The sequence below is a fragment of the Cupriavidus sp. UBA2010 genome (assembly GCF_002335265.1).
Classification (GTDB): Bacteria; Pseudomonadota; Gammaproteobacteria; order Burkholderiales; family Burkholderiaceae; genus Cupriavidus; species Cupriavidus metallidurans.
Window position 1 is genome coordinate 49,535 of record NZ_DDCI01000026.1, and the last position, 17,445, is coordinate 66,979.

The 17,445-nt window shown below is 62.5% G+C and carries 18 protein-coding genes and 1 tRNA gene; 9 read left to right on the forward strand and 10 right to left on the reverse strand.

Annotated features, from left to right (window positions below; genetic code table 11):
• Positions 1–9: 9 nt before the first annotated feature.
• Positions 10–291 (forward strand): hypothetical protein, encoded by a 282-nt coding sequence (locus B2246_RS21020; RefSeq protein ID WP_008648396.1) that lies wholly within the window; start codon positions 10–12, stop codon positions 289–291.
• A gap of 156 nt (positions 292–447) precedes the next feature.
• On the opposite strand, the gene B2246_RS21025 is transcribed toward B2246_RS21020, so the two are convergent.
• The 6 genes from B2246_RS21025 to B2246_RS21050 form a co-directional block, all read right to left on the reverse strand.
• On the reverse strand, positions 448–1,794 hold the full coding sequence (locus B2246_RS21025; RefSeq protein ID WP_008648398.1) for a DNA recombination protein RmuC: 1,347 nt from the start codon (positions 1,792–1,794) through the stop codon (positions 448–450).
• 19 nt (positions 1,795–1,813) lie between these two features.
• The gene (locus B2246_RS21030; RefSeq protein WP_008648400.1) at positions 1,814–2,809 is read right to left on the reverse strand and encodes a 2-hydroxyacid dehydrogenase; all 996 of its coding nucleotides are present in this window, start codon (positions 2,807–2,809) and stop codon (positions 1,814–1,816) included.
• A gap of 5 nt (positions 2,810–2,814) precedes the next feature.
• Entirely contained in the window at positions 2,815–4,245 is a 1,431-nt protein-coding gene (locus tag B2246_RS21035; protein ID WP_035884878.1) for a sodium:proton antiporter, read from the reverse strand.
• A 98-nt stretch (positions 4,246–4,343) separates the two neighbouring features.
• Positions 4,344–5,030 (reverse strand): LutC/YkgG family protein, encoded by a 687-nt coding sequence (locus tag B2246_RS21040; RefSeq protein ID WP_286881720.1) that lies wholly within the window; start codon positions 5,028–5,030, stop codon positions 4,344–4,346.
• 75 nt (positions 5,031–5,105) lie between these two features.
• Positions 5,106–6,284, reverse strand: coding sequence for a nicotinate phosphoribosyltransferase (gene pncB, locus B2246_RS21045; protein ID WP_286881721.1), 1,179 nt, complete (start codon positions 6,282–6,284; stop codon positions 5,106–5,108).
• Between the two features lie 87 nt (positions 6,285–6,371).
• Entirely contained in the window at positions 6,372–6,902 is a 531-nt protein-coding gene (locus B2246_RS21050) for a hypothetical protein (RefSeq protein WP_008648406.1), read from the reverse strand.
• A gap of 418 nt (positions 6,903–7,320) precedes the next feature.
• Between B2246_RS21050 and fdxA the strand changes: the two genes are divergently transcribed.
• From fdxA to rpsU, 6 genes are all read left to right on the forward strand, one after another.
• A complete protein-coding gene (fdxA, locus tag B2246_RS21055) occupies positions 7,321–7,644 on the forward strand; it encodes a ferredoxin FdxA (RefSeq protein ID WP_008648407.1) in 324 nt (107 codons plus the stop codon).
• A 75-nt stretch (positions 7,645–7,719) separates the two neighbouring features.
• A complete protein-coding gene (locus tag B2246_RS21060; RefSeq protein ID WP_008648409.1) occupies positions 7,720–8,823 on the forward strand; it encodes an NAD(P)/FAD-dependent oxidoreductase in 1,104 nt (367 codons plus the stop codon).
• Positions 8,824–9,062: 239 nt separating this feature from the next.
• Positions 9,063–9,138, forward strand: a tRNA-Asn gene (locus B2246_RS21065).
• Positions 9,139–9,283: 145 nt separating this feature from the next.
• A complete protein-coding gene (locus B2246_RS21070; RefSeq protein WP_286881723.1) occupies positions 9,284–10,123 on the forward strand; it encodes an AraC family transcriptional regulator in 840 nt (279 codons plus the stop codon).
• A 24-nt stretch (positions 10,124–10,147) separates the two neighbouring features.
• The gene (locus tag B2246_RS21075; protein ID WP_286881724.1) at positions 10,148–10,756 is read left to right on the forward strand and encodes a LysE family translocator; all 609 of its coding nucleotides are present in this window, start codon (positions 10,148–10,150) and stop codon (positions 10,754–10,756) included.
• Positions 10,757–11,105: 349 nt separating this feature from the next.
• Positions 11,106–11,318, forward strand: coding sequence for a 30S ribosomal protein S21 (gene rpsU / locus B2246_RS21080; protein WP_008648415.1), 213 nt, complete (start codon positions 11,106–11,108; stop codon positions 11,316–11,318).
• A gap of 64 nt (positions 11,319–11,382) precedes the next feature.
• On the opposite strand, the gene B2246_RS21085 is transcribed toward rpsU, so the two are convergent.
• On the reverse strand, positions 11,383–12,000 hold the full coding sequence (locus B2246_RS21085; protein ID WP_008648416.1) for a LysE family translocator: 618 nt from the start codon (positions 11,998–12,000) through the stop codon (positions 11,383–11,385).
• A gap of 184 nt (positions 12,001–12,184) precedes the next feature.
• Between B2246_RS21085 and nodI the strand changes: the two genes are divergently transcribed.
• Positions 12,185–13,078, forward strand: a complete 894-nt coding sequence (gene nodI / locus B2246_RS21090) for a nodulation factor ABC transporter ATP-binding protein NodI (RefSeq protein ID WP_008648419.1) — start codon at positions 12,185–12,187, stop codon at positions 13,076–13,078.
• A 1-nt stretch (position 13,079) separates the two neighbouring features.
• Positions 13,080–13,937, forward strand: coding sequence for an ABC transporter permease (locus B2246_RS21095; RefSeq protein WP_008648421.1), 858 nt, complete (start codon positions 13,080–13,082; stop codon positions 13,935–13,937).
• 44 nt (positions 13,938–13,981) lie between these two features.
• On the opposite strand, the gene B2246_RS21100 is transcribed toward B2246_RS21095, so the two are convergent.
• The 3 genes from B2246_RS21100 to B2246_RS21110 form a co-directional block, all read right to left on the reverse strand.
• Positions 13,982–15,190, reverse strand: coding sequence for an O-succinylhomoserine sulfhydrylase (locus tag B2246_RS21100; protein WP_008648424.1), 1,209 nt, complete (start codon positions 15,188–15,190; stop codon positions 13,982–13,984).
• Positions 15,191–15,226: 36 nt separating this feature from the next.
• Positions 15,227–16,759, reverse strand: coding sequence for an amidophosphoribosyltransferase (purF, locus tag B2246_RS21105; protein WP_008648427.1), 1,533 nt, complete (start codon positions 16,757–16,759; stop codon positions 15,227–15,229).
• A gap of 115 nt (positions 16,760–16,874) precedes the next feature.
• On the reverse strand, positions 16,875–17,372 hold the full coding sequence (locus B2246_RS21110) for a CvpA family protein (RefSeq protein WP_017513725.1): 498 nt from the start codon (positions 17,370–17,372) through the stop codon (positions 16,875–16,877).
• Positions 17,373–17,445: the final 73 nt, after the last annotated feature.

Below are 17,445 nucleotides of genomic sequence, written 5' to 3' on the forward strand. Positions count from 1 at the left end.
TCTGTCGTCATGAACCAGGAGATCGCGTACCTCCACCCTGTCAAGACCGCTCGCGCGCTGGTGCTGGTCTACCTGTGCTTTTCCGTACCGATCGTCGCCATGGGCCTGTTCGTCGCCTTCATTCGCTATGGCGACCTGCCCGGCATCACCGTCTTCACGGCCCTGATCCTCAACGCGTTGATCGGATTCGGCCTGCTATGGCTCGGTTGCAAGGCATACAACTGGGTGGCTGCCCGCTTCGGCGGCATCGAAGTGCACGTGCGCGAATTGACGCCCGAAGATCGTCAGTAAGCTGTTTCGGCTGTCACACGGGCGCTGCACCGGTTCCTCGCAGCGCCACAAGAAGCTGGACGTGCCATAGGCGATTGCTGTGTCTTTTGCCGCCATCCTCCGGCGGCTGATCTGCAGCCTTGTGGACGCTCCGAGATCGCGTCGGAATCTGAGCGACTACAGGCCTTCTGCCTGCCCCTGCTCCGCAGCGTCGGCATCCACTGAGGGCTTCTCGCCTGTTCCCAGTAGCTGTTCCGCCAAATCTCCAGGTAACGCCTCGACGGTACGCAGCTTGCGTTCCATTTGCCGGGTACGGACTTCGGCCTGTTCGATATTCCGAGCCGCACGTACCAGCGTGTCACGCGTCTTGGCGAGGACTTCACCGAATTTGCCGAACTCGGTTTTCACGGCGCCGAGCACCTCCCAGACTTCGCTCGATCGCTTCTCCAATGCAAGCGTGCGGAAACCCATCTGCAAACTGTTGAGCAACGCGGTCAGCGTCGTTGGGCCAGCCACAGTCACTCGATAGTCGCGCTGCAGCAGGTCTGTGAGTCCCGGGCGCCGCAGCACCTCGGCATATAGCCCTTCGGTAGGCAGGAACAGAATCGCAAAGTCCGTCGTTGCGGGAGGCGACAGATACTTCTCCGCGATCGTCTGGGCTTCGCGCCGCACCGCGACCTCGAGTTCACGGCTCGCACTGTTCACCCCGTCCACATCGCCCCGGTCCTGGGCGTCGATCAGGCGCTCGTATTGCTCCTTCGGGAACTTGGCGTCGATCGGCAGCCACACTGCCCCACTCTCCAACTCTCGCCCAGGCAGACGGATGGCAAATTCGACGCGCGCGCCAGAACTGCGGACCGTTTCGACATTCTTGGCGTACTGATCCGGAGTGAGTATTTGCTCGAGCAGCATCTCAAGCTGAACCTCTCCCCATGTGCCGCGCGACTTCACATTGGTCAGTACGCGCTTGAGGTCACCTACGCCCTGCGCCAGCACCTGCATCTCGCCGAGTCCACGATGGACCTGCTCCAGACGATCGGACACCAGCTTGAACGATTCACCGAGCCGCTGCTCCAGCGTGGCGTGGAGCTTCTCGTCCACGGTGCGACGCATTTCCTCAAGCTTGGCGGCATTGTTGGCCTCGATGTCGCGCAGCTTCTGCTCCAGCGTCGTACGCACCTCCACCAGACGCCGCTCATTGGCTTCCGACATCTGCGCAAGCTGCTGTTGCTGTACCGTCGCGATGCTCGTCAGATGCGTCGACAGCGTCTGCTGGAATCGCAACATCTGCTGACCGGCTTCACCGCGATTGGCGCGCGCGCTTTCGGCGATCTCCGTGCGCACTTCGCGCTCGAGCCGCTCCAGGCCACGCGCGGTATCCTCGCGCACGTCGTCACGCAACTCGCCGAGCAATGGTTGCAGGTCCGCGCCAGCGGATTTGCCCTGCGTGCGCCAGACCAGCACCAGTAGCAGCAGTACCGCCACCACGGCGGTCGCGAGGGTCAGGATGGGAACCAGTGACATGTCTCGGGCAGCCCGGCAATCAGCGACGATGCGCCATCACTTCAGGATTGACGACAGTCGGCGGTTTCCCGGCCTGCGGACCCACGTCCAGCGCGGCGATCAGATTGTCCGCGGCCAGGTTGGCCATGGCGCGGCGCGTCTTCTCGGAAGCGCTGGCGATATGAGGCGTCAGCACGATGTTCGGCACGGTCAACAAATCCGGATGCACGCTCGGCTCGCCGTCGAACACATCAAGACCCGCGGCGAAGATCTTGCGCGCGCGCAGTGCCGCCGCAAGCGCGGCGTCGTCGACGATGCCACCGCGCGCGAGATTGATCAGCGTCGCGGTCGGCTTCATCTGCGCGATTTCCGCTGCGCCGATGGCATGATGGCTTTCGGCGCTATAGGGCAGCACCAAGATAAGGTGATCGGACTGCTGCAACAGTTCCGCCTTGCTCACATATCGCGCATTGAGCGAACGCTCGACATCGCCCGGCAACTGGCTCCGGTTGTGATAAAGCACCTGCATGTCGAAGCCTGCCGCGCGTCGCGCCAGCCCCTGGCCGATACGCCCCATGCCGAGGATACCCAGCGTGCTGCCTTGGACGTCCATGCCGACCAGCATGTCGTAGCTCCAGCGCTCCCATTTGCCGGCCCGAAGATAGTGCTCCCCTTCGGTCACGCGACGCGCCGTTGCCATCAGCAGGGCCCAGCCGAAGTCCGCGGTGGTTTCCGTCAGCACGTCAGGTGTGTTGGTCGCGACGATGCCGGCTGCAGTCAGCGCAGACAGGTCGAGGTTGTTGTAGCCGACCGCCATGTTGCATACGGCGCGCAACTGCGGCAAAGCCCCCACCAGCTCGTCGTCGATCCGGTCCGCAGCGTTGGCCAGAACACCCGCCTTACCCGCCAGTCGGTCTCGCAGTGCGGCGCTGTCGAGCACCAGGTCCTCCTGGTTGTCATCGACGTCAAAGTACTGCGCGAGCCGTTCGATGACATCGGGGAAGATTGCGCGGGTGACCAGAATGGAGGGCTTCATATCAGTCATACGTGGAAAAAGAGGAGCGTCATCACCAGGAACAGCGGCAGCAGCACAGTGCAGGACCAGGCCATGTAGCCGAAGAAGCTCGGCATCCGCACGCCACGGCTTTCAGCAATTGCCTTCACCATCAGGTTCGGCGCATTGCCGATGTAGGTATTGGCGCCCATGAACACCGCGCCAGCGGAAATCGCCGCAAGCGTCGAAGCATCACGCGTCATCAGCGTGGCCGGATCACCGCCTGCGGTATTGAAGAACACAAGGTAGGTCGGCGCATTGTCGAGGAACGACGACAGGACGCCTGTGGCCCAGAAATACATGCTGTCGATAGGCTGCCCATTGCCATCGCTGACCGCGCGAATCACGCCCGCGAAAGCGCCATCCGTACCGGCCTTGAGCATGGCGATCACGGGGATAATCGTCAGGAAGATGCCAGCGAACAGCTTGCCGACCTCGAGGATCGGCTCCCAGTTGAACTCGTTCCCTGCGCGCGCCACATGCGGCGTGACGATGAGCGACGCCACGGTGACCACGACCAGCAGAACGTCACGCAATACTGCCGGCAGCGGCACGTCAGTGCCCATCACATCGAACACGATGCCGGGCTTCCACAGCCCGCTCATCAGCACCAGGCCGATGACGGCCAGCAGCAGCACGAAGTTCACCTTGCCTTCGATGCGGATGCCCCGCGAATCAGGCGTCGGATCTTGCCTGACCGGCAGTTCCTCTTCCCGATTCAGATAGTAGTGACGATCGATCACGTAGAACAGCGCCAGCAGCAGCACCCACATGAAGATCGTCTCGGGCAGGATGTTGCGCATGGTCCAGAAGAAGTCCACGCCCTTCAGAAAACCAAGGAACAGCGGTGGATCACCGAGCGGCGTCAGCGCGCCGCCCGCGTTTGCCACGAGGAAGATAAAGAACACGACGACATGCGCCACATGCCGGCGATTGTCGTTGGCACGCAGCAGCGGCCTGATCAGCAGCATCGCCGCGCCAGTGGTGCCCATGATGCTGGCCAGCAACGTGCCCAGCGCGAGAATGCCGGTGTTCAACTTTGGCGTGCCATGCAGGTTGCCGCGCACGCAGATACCGCCCGCCACCACATAGAGCGCGGTCAGCAACACGATGAACGGAATGTACTCGGACAGCAGCGCGTGCACGACGTTGGCCGCCGCGGTATGCACGCCAAAGACCGTCGCGAACGGCACCAGGAACAGCACGCCCCACGCCGCGGCGATCTTGCCGTAGTGGTAATGCCAGAGCTTGGGCGCAAATAGCGGAAACAGCGCGATCGACAACAGAATGCCGGCAAACGGCAGTCCCCAGATTGGCGCTAACGCCGCCCCGTCGAGATCGGCCGCATGGCCCCAACTCGGCAGCAGTCCAACAAGCGCAAGCAGGCAATGGGGAAGCAGTGTGCTGACACGTCGCATCGTGTGGATTTCTCCTTTCTCGTTAAGAGGGTCAGTGTAAAGCAAACCCCTCGGAGAAAGGTCTCAAAATGCGCCTGTTGCGGCGCGTGTGGCGATGATCAGCCCTGATCGACGAGAATCACGTGTACCCGGTATGGGCCATGCGCGCCCAGCACGATGGTCTGCTCGATATCGCCGGTTCGCGACGGACCGCTGATGATATTGGTGGCACGCGGCAGTTGACCATGCTCGGCGCGCATTCGCGCAAAGGCTTCCTCAAGATTGGCCACGATGCGCGACACCGGTACCACCGCAATATGGGTCTCGGGCAGCAGCGCTGCCGACGCAAACGTGTCCGGGCCCGATAGCAACATCAGCGAGCCAGTCTCTTCAATTGCCACGAAGCAGCCCGTGATGCCGACCAGGTCGCCATGGTCATGGTCACCTTGCGGATCGCGCAGCGGCGGACGGCATTCAACCGTCATCCCCTGCTCCGCCCACGGCAAGCTGCCCAGGCTGGTCCATGCCACGGCACGGCGCACGAGCTTCAGCCCATCCACGTACCGCACCACGGCCGCCGGAACTTCGGACAGGGTCGCCACGCGATCCACGGTCGAGGCCATCTTTTGTGCCTGCGCGACGAACCCAGCCGCACGATCGCCGTCAACCGGAGGCAGCGGCCCTTGCGGATGTCGCGCCAGATAATCGGCCACTGCCTCCCGTTCACCTTCGGTCACGGCGGGCCCCCGGCCCTGGGCAGCGCGGATGCGGGCGAAGATGCGGTCACGGGCGGCGTTGGTTTCCATGGCGATGTGAGTATGTGGCGGTTGAAGGGGCAGACCGATTGTAGAAAGCGTCCTGATGCGCGCGGTTGAAAGTTCCTAAGCGGGGGCCTGAACCGCGAACACCTGCCGCAGGTACGACAGATAGCCGGGATCGTCGCACATCGTCTTCTCGGGCGTGTCCGACAGCTTGGCCACGGGCTGCCCATTGCACCGCACCATCTTGATCACGATCTGCAACGGCTTGTAGCCAAGATCGTTGGTCAGGTTGGTGCCCACACCGAAAGCGAGCTTGCAACGACCACGGAACCGCTCGTAGAGCTCGATGACCTTGGGAATGTCCAGCGCATCGCTGAAGATCAGCGTCTTGCCGCGCGGATCCACGCGGTTGGCTGCGTAGTGCGCGATCATCCGCTCGCCCCATTCGAACGGATCGCCCGAGTCGTGTCGCACGCCGTCGAAAAGCTTGCAGAAATAGAGATCGAAGTCCCGCAGGAATGCGTCGAAGCCGTAGGTGTCCGAAAGCGCGATGCCAAGGTCGCCGCGATATTCGTGTGCCCACCGCTCCAGCGCGTAGACCTGCGAATCACGCAGGCGCGGCCCAAGGGCCTGGCAGGCCTGCAGGTACTCGTGCGCCATCGTGCCAAGCGGCGTCATGTTGTGCAGACGCGCGAAGTGGACGTTGCTGGTGCCGGCCAATTGCGGGCCAATGGCGTCGCGCATCGACAGCAGGACCTCCTCCTGCCAGTCGCACGAGAACCGGCGGCGGGTACCGTAGTCCGCGATCACGCAATCCACATAGGGTGGCGCCGCGAGCAGCTCCAGCTTGGCCTGCAGCCGGCGACGGCCCTCCGCCAGATCGGGCTTCGGCTGGGTACGTCGGAAGTACACCTCGTTGACGATGGCCAGCAGCGGAATCTCGAACAGGATCGTATGAAGCCACGGACCCTTGATGATGATCTCGATTTCGCCATTACCCTTGGCCGACGGCAGCACCTGCACGTACTTCTCGTTCAGATGGAACAGCGCCAGAAACTCGACAAAGTCGCTTTTGATGAAGCGCAGGCCGCGCAGGTAATCGAGTTCATCGTCGGTGAATCGCAACTGGCAAAGCTGCGTGATCTGGGACCGGATCTCGTCGACGTACGGCGTCAGGTCGACCCCGGCGTTGCGGCACTTGAAGCGGTACTCCACCTGGGCCTGCGGGAAGTGATGCAGCACCACCTGCATCATCGTGAATTTGTACAGGTCAGTGTCGAGCAGGGAACGGATGATCATAACGAGGCCAGACGGGGGCATACCGGAAGTCAGGCCATCATGCTAACCGAAAGTATCGCGGAGGCGCGCTGGCGTAGCCTGGCGTCGTCAGCCGCCATCGAGCGAGCGCAGCCCTTGTGGCGGTTTCTGTTCCGACTTGCGAGGCGTCTGCACACACCAGAGCGGCACCCCCTGCTCGTCCGGGCAGGTGACCAGCGTGGCCTGCGCGCGTGGCACCGCAGTCGGCAACGGATCGGCGAAATTGGCCGATGCGACCATGATGCGCTCCTGGTAGACCGAACGGCCGGCCCGGTCGAAGCGCAGCACCTGGATCATCGAGCCGGGAGGCGGGTGCAGGTCCGGGCCACATGGCACGAGACCTTCGCGGCTGCAATTGGCCATCGGGTCGCCGGCGGCCGCACGGACCACGCTGAAGCTATCCCACTCAAACGCCGTCAGCGATGAAAGCGTGACCGGCTGGTCCGTCCGCGCCCGCCAGGCCACCAGCCGGGAGACCACGCTATCGGCCATGGCCGCGGAGCCGTTCGTCGGCGCCAGCGTCTGGGCGGCCAACGGCAGCGGCGCTAGCATTGCTGTGGCCAGGCAAACTGCGAATCGGAACAGAAGGCGTGCCTGCATGGCATGGGTCCCCGGTCGGATGTTGCGTAGTCTGAATGTCCCGCAAGGGCCCGCGGCCGCACTTTTACCCCGGGTAGCCACAGGCATCGTAGGGAGAATATTAGCGGTTCGCCACCGGTTTCGATGCCCTGAACGCCACGAAAGCCGCCTGGCAGGCCGACTTTCGAATCGAATTGCCAACAAAACACATAAAGAAATAAGAAAACTATCTTACCCAGCTATATAGACTCGCTATTCTTGCGGGAAGGCTCAGCTACAATATCGGTCTTTGAAAGGCCACGGCCCCCGTTCGCCCCAAGTTATCCCGATTGACTTGCGCTGTGCTTGACGCATGTCGGGTGACTGGCGGGAACGCCGGGCAAGAATGCGGCCTTGGACCTCCCCCATTTGAAGACCGATCCGTTTTTCTGGAACCGAAATGACTCACGTTGTCACCGAATCCTGCATCCGTTGCCGCTATACCGACTGCGTTGATGTGTGTCCGGTCGATTGTTTCCGCGAAGGCCCGAACTTCCTGTCCATCGACCCGGACGAATGCATCGACTGCGCCGTGTGCGTGGCCGAGTGCCCGGTCAACGCGATCTACGCCGAGGAAGACGTGCCGGGCGATCAGCAACAGTTCATCGAACTGAATGCCGAACTCTCCCGGATCTGGCCCTCCATCACCAAGACCAAGGCCCCGCTGGCCGAGGCCGAGGAATGGAAGGATGCCACCGACAAGCTGCAATACCTGCAGCGCTAAAAAATACAGAGAGCCGTCCCCCGCGCTTTCTAGCAATGCCGGGCACACGTGTGCCCACAACGTATCAGGACGAATATGGACTTGAGCATTCCTAACCCCGTGGCCGACGCGACCCATCAGGCCGGCGGGAACCCTGGCGGTCAGCCGCTGGAAATTGACGCGCTGATCGTGGGCGCTGGCCCAGTTGGCCTGTTCCAGGTCTTTGAACTGGGGCTGCTCGAAATCAAGGCACATATCATCGACTCGCTCAAGGTAGTGGGCGGCCAGTGCGTCGAGCTGTATCCGGACAAGCCGATCTACGACATCCCGGCCGTGCCCATCTGCACGGGTCAGGAACTGACCGACAACCTGCTGAAGCAGATCGAGCCGTTCTCGCCGACGTTCCATCTGGGCCAGGAAGTGAGCGTCGTCGAGCGCCGCGAAGACGGCCGTTTCTTCGTCGAAACATCGCTCGGAACCCGCTTCATCACCAAGACCATCTTCATCGCCGCCGGCGTTGGCTCGTTCCAGCCGCGCACGCTGAAGGTGGAAGGCATCGACAAGTTCGAAGGCAAGCAGCTGTTCTACCGCGTCAAGGATCCGAGCCGCTTCCACGGCCGCAATCTGGTCGTCGTCGGCGGTGGTGATTCGGCGCTGGACTGGACGCTGGATCTGGTGGGCAAGGCCGAGTCGGTGGTGATGATCCACCGCCGCGATGGTTTCCGTGCCGCGCCGGCATCGGTGGCCAAGATGCGCGAGCTGTGCGAACAGATGGAAATGCAATTCATGGTCGGCCAGATCGGCGGCTATGAAGAGAAGGACGGCGTGCTTACCGAGATCAAGGTGACCGGCGCCGACGGCGTGACCCGCCGTATGCCCGTCGACGACATCCTCGTGTTCTTCGGTCTGTCGCCGAAGCTCGGCCCGATCGCCGAATGGGGTCTGGACCTCGAGCGCAAGCAGATCAAGGTGGACACCGAGAAGTTCGAGACGAACATCCCGGGCATCTTCGCGGTTGGCGACATCAACACCTATCCGGGCAAGAAGAAGCTGATCCTGTCGGGCTTCCACGAAGCCGCGCTGGCTGCTTTCGGCGCCGCGCCGTACATCTTCCCGGACAAGAAGATCCACATGCAGTACACGACGACCTCGCCGAAGCTGCACAAGGTGCTTGGCGTGGAGACGCCGGTTTTCGACTGACATCGGAACCGAAACAAAAAAGCCGCCTCCGGGCGGTTTTTTTGTTTGCATAAATCGAAAAGCTGGCTATAATGCGGCCTCGCTGCTAAACACGGCAACGCTGCAAAAGGTGGAAACGCCCGCTGCAAGCCGGTTTCGAGGCGAACCAGAGTTCTGGCAATAACTTCTAGCGAAAACAAAACGTTAAAAAGTTGTTGACGAAACGAAGAGAGGCTGGTTATAATTTCTTTCTCAGCTGTTCCCCGATAGCTCAGTTGGTAGAGCGCCGGACTGTTAATCCGTAGGTCCCTGGTTCGAGCCCAGGTCGGGGAGCCAACCAATATAAGAGGAAGGCCGATGCGAAAGCATCGGCCTTTTTCTTTTTGCGCGCCCAACACCCCTCCCCTGCACAAACGCTCCAGAGCCTTCGCATCAGACTGTATAAGATGCCCGCTCAAGGAACCGAAACGCGAAAATCGCTGTGAGCCCCCAAAGCTGGATCGACCTCAGGCAGGATGCCAGCACTGGCATCGAGACGATTCGCGCCCATTTCACCGGCCACGCCTACGATCCTCACTGGCATGACAGCTACCTGGTCGGATACACCGAGCAGGGCATCCAGCAGTTCCACTGTCGCCGCGAAGTCCAGCGCAGCACCCCCGGCAAAGTGTTCACGCTGGAGCCCGGCGAGATCCATGATGGCTACGCGGTGGCACCGGAGGGCTTCACCTACTCGATGCTCTATCTCGACGCACAGTGGATGGAGCGCGAGCTACGCGCCGTATTCGAGGACGCCCCAGCGCACTGCCAACCCGGCTTTGCTCAGACCCTGAGAGAAGACCCCGCGCTGATCTCGGCCATCGGTAGCGCCTATTCGTTCCTGCAGCAGCCCGAATTGCGCATCGTCCGCCAGTCGGCACTCGATGCGCTGCTCGCCCAATTGACAGCGCATATGCATTGGCGCGCGCATCACGCATTCGACCCGCGCCTGCCCCTGGTGGCACAGCGGGCGCGCGACTATCTCCACGACCACCTCGATCACGATATCGGGCTCGATGATCTGGCTGCGATCAGCGGTGTGGATCGCTATCGACTGACACGCGCTTTCAAGGCGGCATTCGGCATCGCGCCGCACGCCTACCTGGTACAGATGCGTCTGGCGCGCGCAAGACACCTGCTGGCCCGAGGCGCAACGCCAGCCGATGTCGCCGTGGCGCTCGGCTTTGCCGACCAGAGCCATCTGGGACGCTGGTTCCGGCGTGCCTATGGCCTGACACCCGCGCACTACCGCAAGCGCTGCTCAAATCTTCCAGACGCGTGAGACATCGGCCGCAACAATGGCCACATGCTCGACACACTCCCTTTTCTTCCTTTCCTGCTTTTCGCGATCGTTGCGTCGATCACGCCCGGCCCGACCAACGTCATCGTACTGAGCCACAGCGCCCGCCGCGGAATCGTGGCAACGCTGCCGATCATCATGGGCGGCTGTGGCGGCGCAGCCTTGCTGGTACTAGCCGTCGGCATCGGCATTGGCGATGCCTTGACTGACCACCCGCAGGTGCAACGCGTGATGGCCTGGAGCGGCGTGCTCTGGCTCTCCTGGCTGGCGTGGCAGATCTGGAGCAGCCCGGCAGCAAGTGTCGAGGTCGACAGCAACGACAAACGGTCACTCGGCCTCGCAGGCGCGGCCGCCTTGCAGCTCGTGAATCCGAAGACCTGGATGATGGCGCTGGCCGTGGTAAGTGTTTTTGCGGGCCACGGGTCAGACCAGTCGCATCAGGTGATTCTACTGTCACTCACCTTCTTTATCGTCTCGCTGCCTTGCATGGGCGTATGGGCGGCCCTCGGCGCGGGCGCCACCCGCTTCATCCGATCCCCCGCCATGATGAAGCGCTTTGACCGCCTCATGGCGCTTGTACTACTGATCTCGGCGTGGTGCAGCCTTTTGCAGTAACGCCAATCCCAGGATTGGCGGTCCTCGCGCACATTTCCTGGTGTATGATCTTGGATTGCCCAGGTTTACTTGACTCACCCCCGGTATACCTGTAAAAGCTTACCGGCGTATTTCTTGCGCAATACTCACGGAAACAGGTAGCCCGCCAAGTTTTTACCTAGCTAGGAAAATTTGGCCCATCACCCCTGACACAGGCAGTACGGATTTCGGTCCACAGCAGGTTCTAGGGGCGCACCACGGCATTCGCCGCTGTGTGCAATACCACCGTCATGAAAGGCTCCGGGGCCCGACATGGCACGTTTCCCCCTATGAACCCACCGCCTCTGGCGGTAATTTCCGAAGGACTGAATTGACTAAGATCGTTCTGAAACCGGGCGAGCCCGTTGAAGTTGCAATGCGTCGTTTCCGTCGCGCCATTCTGCAGACTGGCCTGATCGTGGAACTGAAGAGCCGCACCGCCTACGAAAAGCCGACGACCGAGCGCAAGCGCAAGAAGAAGGCTGCCGAGGCCCGTCTGCGCAAGCGTCTGCGTATGCAAATGCTGCCGAAGAAGCTCTACTGATTCGCGCATTGCCAAGAAAAACCGCCAGCAAGCTGGCGGTTTTTTTTCGTCCCTGCGGCACCGCCTAGGAGCGCGTGGCAATCAGCGCGCCCGCCCCAATCAGCGTAATGCCGCCGGCACGTTGCATATTGGCCTGCGCCCGTCGCGTGGTCAGCCGGGTCGCCAGCGACCGCGCCAGCAGCGCATAAACCATGGCATTGGCGCTCGCCAGCACCACGAAGGTCGGGATCAGCACCACGGCCTGCGACCAGAATGCCAACTTCGCATCCATGAACTGCGGCACGAAGGCCACGAAGAACACGATGCTCTTCGGGTTCAGCGCCGTGACCAGCCATGCCTTGGCAAAGCGCTGGGCACCGCTGCCGGACTGCGGCGCCACCTCGAGTTCCCGGGCCCGATTCGCGGTACGCAGCGCCTGCACACCGAGATAGACCAGATAGGCTGCCCCAACCCACTTGAGGGCCGTGAAGAGCGTGGCAGAGGCCGCCAGCACCGCTCCCAGGCCCGCCATCGACAGCGTGAAGGCCGTCAGGTCACCACAGGCCACACCAGCCACCGTGGCATAGGCACTGCGACCACGGTGCGCGAGCGCATCACCGATCACAAGGAGGATCGTCGGCCCTGGAATGATCAGCAGGATCACGCTGGTCAGCACGAACGCAATCCAGTGTTCGAAAGTCATCACGACTCCTTTGAAGTCCGGCTTTGGAAGTATCAAGAGTAAGCCGAACGCCGCATGTTAGCCAGCCCGCACTCCGGCAAATGGAATTGTCTCGCCGTGATTCGCGCAACAATGCGCCGAGCGATGCCCTGCATAATGGCAGATATCGCATCCTCGGGACCTCGCCTTGACCGCAATCCTCCAGATGCGCAATGTGCGCAAACTCTATGGCGACCACGTCGTGGTCGACAACCTGGACCTGGAAGTCCAGCCCGGCCAGTGCTACGGCCTGCTCGGCCCCAATGGCGCCGGCAAGACCACCACACTGCGGATGCTGCTGGGCCTGACCACGCCAGCGTCCGGCACGCTGATGCTTTGCGGCGAACCGATTCCGCAACGCGCCCCACAGGCGCGGATGCGCGTGGGCGTGGTGCCGCAATTCGACAATCTCGATCCCGACTTCTCCGTCATCGAGAATCTGCGCATCTTCGGGCGTTACTTTGGGCTGTCTTCCGCCCAGATCGCGGAGCGAGTGCCGAAGCTGCTCGAATTCGCTCGACTGGAAAGCCGTGCCGACGCGCAGGTGCGCGACCTCTCTGGCGGCATGCGGCGGCGCCTGACCGTGGCGCGAGCGCTGATCAACGACCCCGACCTGCTGATCATGGACGAGCCGACCACGGGCCTCGACCCGCAGGCCCGGCACCTGATCTGGGAGCGACTCAAATCACTGCTGTCGGCCGGCAAGACGATCCTGCTGACCACCCACTTCATGGAGGAAGCCGAACGGCTTTGCAACCACCTGTGCGTCATCGACGCGGGTCGCAAGATCGCTGAAGGCAAGCCGCATGAACTGATTGACCGCGAGATCGGCTGCGATGTGGTGGAAGTCTACGGCGACGAACTCGAACCGCTGCGCGACACGCTGACGCCCCTGGCCGAACGCACCGAAATGCGCGGCGAAACGCTGTTCTTCTACGTGCGCGAGCCGGCTCCGCTGCTGGCCGCCCTGCATGGCAAGGGCGGCGTGCGCTACCTGCATCGGCCCGCCAACCTCGAGGACGTGTTCCTCAAGTTGACCGGCCGCGAGATGAGGGATTGAAATGAGCGAACTGGACCCACCACGAAGCACTGACGCGGTCGTCGCCGGCGCGCCGCCCGTCGTGCAAACCCACCAGCGCTACCCTCAGCCGCTGCTGCCACGCAACGCGCGCAACTGGATGATGGTCTGGTACCGCAACTACATGGTCTGGAAGAAGCTGGCCGTGCCGTCATTGATCGGCAACCTGGCGGATCCGATGATCTATCTGTTCGGCCTGGGTCTCGGGCTTGGATTGCTGGTCGGCAATGTGCATGGCGTGTCGTATATCGCGTTTCTCGCGGCAGGCACGACGGCATCGAGCGTGATGATGTCCGCCAGCTTCGAGTCGATGTATTCGGCGTTCTCGCGCATGCATGTGCAGCGCACCTGGGAAGCGATCATGCACGCTCCGCTGACGCTGGGCGACGTGGTGTTGGGCGAGGTGCTATGGGCAGCCAGCAAGGCCGTGCTGTCCGGGGTGGCGATCATGCTGGTGGCCGGCCTTCTGGGCTATGCGCAGTTTCCGAGCGCGCTCGGGGCGCTACCGGTCATCGTGCTGGCGGGCGTGACATTCGCCAGTCTGGCGATGATCGTGACCGCGCTGGCACCGAGCTACGACTTCTTCATGTTCTACCAGACGCTGGTCATGACGCCGATGCTGCTGCTATCGGGCGTGTTCTTTCCGCTCGAACAATTGCCAGAAGGCGCACAGGCCGCCACGCAAGTGTTGCCGCTGGCGCACGCAGTCGCATTGATTCGCCCGTTGATGCTGGGCCGGCCGGTGGAGAATGTAGCGCTGCACGTCGGTGTGCTCGCGGCGTATGCAGCCGTGGCGCTGACGGTGGCGCTGGTGCTGCTGAGGAAGAGGATGCTGCGGTGAAGCCCCCTCGCCCAGTCATGGGCGAGGGGAGAAAAACCAACCGCTTACTGGCCCAGGCCGCGCAGCAGATCGGCCTTCAGATCTTCCACGGACTCCAGGCCAACGGCCAGTCGGATCAACCCTTCGCTGATGCCGGCAGCGGCCTTGGCTTCAGGCGCCACGCGACCGTGGGTGGTGGTGTATGGATGGGTGATCGTCGTGCGCGTGTCGCCGAGATTGCCGGTGATCGAGCACAGCTTCGTGTTATCGATCACGCGCCACGCAGCAGCACGCATGGCCTCGGGGGTGTCGCCCTTCAACTCGAACGACACGATCGCGCCGCCCCCGCTCTGCTGGCGTTGGGCGATCTCGTATTGCGGATGCGACTTCAGTGCCGGGTGGAACACACGATTCACGGCCGGATGTGACTCGAGGAACTCGGCAATCGCCAACGCGCTCTGCGAGTGACGCTCCATGCGGATCGCCAGCGTTTCCATGCCCTTGAGCATCACCCACGCGTTGAACGCCGACAGCGTCGGGCCCGCCGTTCGCACGAACGGGAACACCTTGCCCATGATGAAATCGTGCTTGCCGACCACTGCGCCACCAAGCACGCGGCCCTGACCGTCGATGTGCTTGGTGGCCGAATGCACCACCACATCGGCACCGAACTTGATCGGCTGCTGCAAAGCCGGCGAGCAGAAGCAGTTGTCAACTACGAACAGCGCGCCAGCGTTGTGCGCAATATCGGCAACCGCCGCGATATCGGACACCTCGGTCAGCGGGTTCGACGGCGTCTCCAGGAAGAACAGCTTCGTGTTCGGCTTCACGGCGGCACGCCAGGCAGCCAGATCGGTGCCGTCGACGTAGGTCGTCTCCACGCCAAACTTAGCCAGGATCGAATTGAACAGCGTCATCGTCGAGCCGAAGATCGAACGCGAGCTGACCAGATGATCGCCGGCCTGCAGCGTGGCGAGCGCCACCGACAGAATCGCGCTCATGCCCGAAGCCGTAGCCATGCAGGCCTCCGCGCCTTCCAGCGCGGCCAGGCGCGACTGGAACATCGACACGGTCGGATTCGTGAAGCGCGAGTAGGTGTAACCCTCTTCCGAGTTGGCGAAGCGTGCGGCGGCTTCTGCCGCACTGTTGAAGCAGAAGCTCGAGGTCAGGTACATCGCCTCGGAGTGCTCCATGAATTCGCCAGTGCGCAGCGTGCCGGCGCGCACGCCGAGGGTATCAATGCCGTAGGCGTCTGGGTTGAACGGTTCGCTCATGCTGCTTTGCTGCCTTCCGAAGATTCTGGTTTCTTGTTATTCGTTGCCGCCCGAGCGCTGCAGATGCAGCTGCGAACGTTCGGTTTCACCGCCGTTGGTACCTTCACGATCGGCCAGACTACGCGCGGTCTCGAGGCGCTCCAGATAGGCGTCGTCGATATCGCCGGTAACGTACTTGCCGTCGAAGCACGACGCATCAAAGTCACGCAGGTTCGGGTTGATGTCGCGCACAGCCTGCTTCATCGCTTCCACGTCCTGGTAGACGAGCTGGTCGGCGCCGATCATGCGCGCCACTTCTTCGTCCGTGCGACCATAGGCCACCAGTTCGGCACGCGTGGGCATGTCGATACCGTAGACGTTCGGGAACTTCACCGGCGGCGCGGCCGACGCGAAGATCACCTTCTTCGCACCTGCGTCACGCGCCATCTGCACGATCTCGAGCGACGTAGTACCGCGGACGATCGAATCGTCGACGATCAGCACATTCTTGCCCTTGAACTCGACACCCATCGCGTTGAGCTTCTGGCGCACCGACTTCTTGCGCACTGCCTGGCCAGGCATGATGAACGTACGGCCCACGTAGCGGTTCTTGAAGAAGCCCTCGCGGTACTGCACACCGAGCGCATTGGCCACCTGCATGGCGGCCGGGCGGCTCGAATCGGGAATCGGCATGACCACGTCGATATCGCCAGCCGGCACTTCGCGGCGAATCTTTTCAGCCAGGTAGTCGCCCATGCGCAGGCGGGCATCGTAGACCGGCACGCCATCGATGCACGAATCCGGACGGGCCAGATAGACGTACTCGAAGATGCACGGCGTCAGCACCGGGTTATCGGCACACTGCTTGCTGTGGAACGAGCCGTCCAGATCGATGAAAATCGCCTCGCCCGGCGCCACATCGCGCTCCATCTGGTAGCCGATGCCTTCCAGGGCGACGGATTCCGAGGCGATGAGGTATTCCTTGCCGGTCGGGGTGTCGACGCTGCCAATACACAGCGGGCGGATGCCGAACGGATCGCGCACAGCCAGCAGGCCGTAGCCGGCGATCTGCGCGGTGATCGCATAGGCACCCTTGACGCGGCGATGCATGCCCGCGACGGCCTTGAAGATTGTCTCCGGGTCCAGTTCGTTGCCGCTGCTGGCGCGTTGCAGTTCGTCGGCCAGCACGTTCAGCAGCACTTCGGAATCCGAATGCGTGTTGATGTGGCGGCGATCGCGACGGAACATTTCCTCGCGCAACTGTTCCGAGTTGGTCAGGTTGCCGTTGTGGGCGAGGATGACGCCGTACGGCGCGTTCACATAGAACGGCTGTGCTTCTTCCTCGCTCGACGCGGAACCGGCGGTCGGGTAGCGCACTTGGCCGATGCCCGACGTGCCCGGCAGGCTGCGCATGTTGCGCGTGCGGAACACGTCACGCACCATGCCGTTGGCCTTGTGCATGTGAAAGGTGCTGCCATTGGCCGTGGCGATGCCGGCTGCATCCTGTCCGCGGTGTTGCAACAGCAGCAGGCTGTCATAGATGAGTTGATTGACAGGGCTGGTGGAAACCGCACCGACGATACCGCACATGCCGAACTCCCAGGAAAGGCAAATGATTCAGGGGCGCAATCCCGTCAAGGGCGAACGGGATCTGCGTTGTCACTGTCGCCGCGGGTGCGCTCTGTCGAGCAACGCCCGCAGGCGCTCACGTCTTCACATATTTGGCCAGGTCCGGCGGCAGCCAGTGCCGCAGCTCGTCCATGGCCTGCATCACATAGGGGCGCGACACCGCGTCACGCCAGAATGGTTCTTCCGGCAGCCTGGTGAGGCCCGCCAGCACGACGACCAGCATTACGATCAGCGCGCCCCGCGCCAGCCCGAACAACAGCCCCAGGCCGCGATCCGCGGGCTTCAGCCCGGTGGATTCCAGTAACTGGCCCAGAATCGCCCCCGCCAGCGCGGCGACGATCCATGTACCAAAGAATACGGCGAGAAAGCCCAGCGCGCTGCGCGTCAGTTCGCCGCCAGGCAGCGACTCCGGCATCCATTGCGCGGCCATGCCGCCGAAATGGTATGCCAGTACGAAAGCCACGATCCAGCCCACCAGCGCAAGCACTTCGCGCACCAGGCCGCGCAGTATGCCAACCAGGCCCGAGGCCACCACGATGAAGGCCACCGCGTAATCGAAAAAAGTAAAAGCCATGCGTCCTGGGCGGTACGATGCGTTCCTGTCAGATGGGGGCAGACTGCCGGATTGCGATACGTCGCGGCACACC

What these genes read in the sequence shown, in the direction of transcription:
- B2246_RS21035 (WP_035884878.1), bottom strand. Translation starts at nt 4,245, where the DNA reads ATGCGACGTGTCAGCACACTGCTTCCCCATTGCCTGCTTGCGCTTGTT.
- B2246_RS21050 (WP_008648406.1), bottom strand. Translation starts at nt 6,902, where the DNA reads ATGCAGGCACGCCTTCTGTTCCGATTCGCAGTTTGCCTGGCCACAGCA.
- B2246_RS21075 (WP_286881724.1), top strand. Translation starts at nt 10,148, where the DNA reads ATGCTCGACACACTCCCTTTTCTTCCTTTCCTGCTTTTCGCGATCGTT.
- pncB (WP_286881721.1), bottom strand. Translation starts at nt 6,284, where the DNA reads ATGATCATCCGTTCCCTGCTCGACACTGACCTGTACAAATTCACGATG.
- B2246_RS21025 (WP_008648398.1), bottom strand. Translation starts at nt 1,794, where the DNA reads ATGTCACTGGTTCCCATCCTGACCCTCGCGACCGCCGTGGTGGCGGTA.
- nodI (WP_008648419.1), top strand. Translation starts at nt 12,185, where the DNA reads ATGCGCAATGTGCGCAAACTCTATGGCGACCACGTCGTGGTCGACAAC.
- B2246_RS21095 (WP_008648421.1), top strand. Translation starts at nt 13,080, where the DNA reads ATGAGCGAACTGGACCCACCACGAAGCACTGACGCGGTCGTCGCCGGC.
- B2246_RS21100 (WP_008648424.1), bottom strand. Translation starts at nt 15,190, where the DNA reads ATGAGCGAACCGTTCAACCCAGACGCCTACGGCATTGATACCCTCGGC.
- fdxA (WP_008648407.1), top strand. Translation starts at nt 7,321, where the DNA reads ATGACTCACGTTGTCACCGAATCCTGCATCCGTTGCCGCTATACCGAC.
- B2246_RS21030 (WP_008648400.1), bottom strand. Translation starts at nt 2,809, where the DNA reads ATGAAGCCCTCCATTCTGGTCACCCGCGCAATCTTCCCCGATGTCATC.
- B2246_RS21020 (WP_008648396.1), top strand. Translation starts at nt 10, where the DNA reads ATGAACCAGGAGATCGCGTACCTCCACCCTGTCAAGACCGCTCGCGCG.
- purF (WP_008648427.1), bottom strand. Translation starts at nt 16,759, where the DNA reads ATGTGCGGTATCGTCGGTGCGGTTTCCACCAGCCCTGTCAATCAACTC.
- B2246_RS21085 (WP_008648416.1), bottom strand. Translation starts at nt 12,000, where the DNA reads ATGACTTTCGAACACTGGATTGCGTTCGTGCTGACCAGCGTGATCCTG.
- B2246_RS21040 (WP_286881720.1), bottom strand. Translation starts at nt 5,030, where the DNA reads ATGGAAACCAACGCCGCCCGTGACCGCATCTTCGCCCGCATCCGCGCT.
- B2246_RS21110 (WP_017513725.1), bottom strand. Translation starts at nt 17,372, where the DNA reads ATGGCTTTTACTTTTTTCGATTACGCGGTGGCCTTCATCGTGGTGGCC.
- B2246_RS21060 (WP_008648409.1), top strand. Translation starts at nt 7,720, where the DNA reads ATGGACTTGAGCATTCCTAACCCCGTGGCCGACGCGACCCATCAGGCC.